A 1,614-nucleotide genomic window follows, 5' to 3' on the forward strand; every position below is an offset into this window, starting at 1 on the left:
GGTGCGTACGAGACTCGAACTCGTGACCTCCTGCGTGACAGGCAGGCATTCTAACCAACTGAACTAACGCACCAATTAGCGCTCATTTCTTAATTGCGAGTGCAAAGGTAGAAATATATTTTTATATCGCCAAACAATTCGTTCCTTTTTTATAAAAAAACTGCAACAATTTTGCGGCGTGCCAATCATCGTCACTATAGAGCCAATCCTTCAATATACCACTATCTACAAAGCCTAATTTAGTAAACAAACTAATACTTAACTGGTTAGCCACACCTACCACTACATAGACTTGATGTAAATGAATAACCTCGTGGGCATACCTCAATAATGCCTTAACAGCGGCCTTGCCATACCCTTGCCCACGATATTTCTTTTGAATAACGATACCCAACTCTGCTCTCAAGTGCTTCGGATCAAAGTTTACTAAGTCAGCTATCCCGACGCAATCCCCTTCTTCCGAGGTCACGATGAGCCTTAATTGACGGTCTACATAAATGTCGTTCTTACATTCAGATATGTAATTATATAAGGAATAACGGGAATAAGGCACGTTGGTTATGCCTATATCCCATAGTTCCATGTCATTCTCAATGCCATATAAGAACTCTAAATCCTCCGGCTCCATGGCTCGAAGACGCACTTGATGATTATGTATGGAAGACTTCATCCGAGGTTATGATTTGATGAGTTTCAGGCCAATAAATTGCTATCATGAACTGACGGCCGGCCAACTTCTCCGCCAATTTCAATATTTGCTTACAAGTAAAACGGCTACTGTCAACGACTAAGACCGCTTTTGTATGCTTCCGATTTCTCTTGCTGCCTATTTCCATATCCTCCAAGGACGCCCAATCCGGCTCTCTCTGCCCATCAATAGGTTTTAGGAATACCCCTTTTAAAGAATATTTATCCATAATCAGCCTGCAATCGGCCTGCATTGCCTCGCTCCCCAACACGTAATAGGTCGATAATTCTTCAGACGAAGAAACGAAACAACGGACTTTCCGCCCTAAAGTTTGTATCTGTAGGCGCAGTAATGACAGCAAAGCTACCATGCCAACAATCGCAGTCAAAGGCCATTTTAATACACCATAAGCGCCATGATAATGCTTATTGAGGAAGGTCATCATGGCTCCATAAAAGACATGTACGTAGCGATAAGACGTCTTTTTCGTGCTTTGACCTTTATAATGAAGTATGCTAAAAGGCAGATACCAATTGGTATAGCCTGCTTTTTTCAGTCGGAAAGACAAGTCTATGTCCTCTCCATACATGAAATAATCCTCATCCAACAATCCCACTTTCTGCAAAGCAGCCCGTCGTATCATCATAAAAGCACCACTGACAACATCGATTTCACTCGGAACATTCCACGAAAGAAAACTCAGATAATAGCGGTTGAAAAGCCTGATATTAGGAAATAATCTGTGCAAATGAAAGAATTTACAAAACGAAGTGAATGGTGACGGGAAGCCACGACGGGACTCCGGCGCCTTGACACCATCCACCTGCAACATCTTCAGCCCAACCGCCCCCGCATCCTTCTGCCGGTCCATGAAGGCCAAACATCCGGAAATCGCATCCTCACTGACCAAGGTATCGGGATTGAGT

The 1,614-nt window shown here is 43.2% G+C and carries 2 protein-coding genes and 1 tRNA gene; all 3 read right to left on the reverse strand.

What is annotated here, in order from left to right:
- A tRNA-Asp gene (locus tag VIR50_RS00355) sits at nucleotides 1-73 on the reverse strand.
- Between the two features lie 48 nt (nucleotides 74-121).
- Nucleotides 122-670 carry a GNAT family N-acetyltransferase gene (locus VIR50_RS00360; protein WP_331933165.1) on the reverse strand — a complete coding sequence of 183 codons (549 nt, stop codon included), beginning with the start codon at nucleotides 668-670 and terminating at the stop codon, nucleotides 122-124.
- Nucleotides 651-1,614: glycosyltransferase family 2 protein (locus tag VIR50_RS00365; RefSeq protein ID WP_331933166.1), on the reverse strand; the 964-nt coding region annotated here is incomplete at its 5' end. The genes VIR50_RS00360 and VIR50_RS00365, both read right to left, overlap by 20 nt.

Source organism: Prevotella sp., from assembly GCF_036570325.1.
Classification (GTDB): Bacteria; Bacteroidota; Bacteroidia; order Bacteroidales; family Bacteroidaceae; genus Prevotella.

Excerpts from the sequence above, each read along its gene's own strand:
- VIR50_RS00360 (WP_331933165.1), bottom strand. The coding sequence starts at position 670 with ATGAAGTCTTCCATACATAATCATCAAGTGCGTCTTCGAGCCATGGAG.